At 66.2% G+C, this 260-nt stretch carries 1 pseudogene; it reads right to left on the reverse strand.

Annotated features, from left to right (window positions below):
- Positions 1 to 24: 24 nt before the first annotated feature.
- Positions 25 to 260 (reverse strand): annotated as a pseudogene (locus JHD07_RS27610) (TetR/AcrR family transcriptional regulator); the annotation flags it as partial.

A 260-nucleotide genomic window follows, 5' to 3' on the forward strand; every position in this document is an offset into this window, starting at 1 on the left:
TTATAGGAGAAACTTCCCGCCCCGTCAGTGGCGCGGGGACAGACCGGCGATGACGAAATCGATCATCTGGTCGATGGTCGGGCCCGGCTTGGTGGCGCACTGGGCGATCATCTGGGGGTGGAAGAAGCGGAGCATCGCGGTGCACGAGCAGAGCGCGGCCATTTGCAGGTCCGGCGCCTCGAACTCGCCGGAGGCGACGCCTTGCGCGATCATGTGGCCGACGACGCCGGCGATGCACTCCATGTGGGCGACGCAGACGT

The sequence above is a fragment of the Bradyrhizobium sp. genome (assembly GCF_016462955.1).
GTDB lineage: Bacteria > Pseudomonadota > Alphaproteobacteria > Rhizobiales > Xanthobacteraceae > Bradyrhizobium.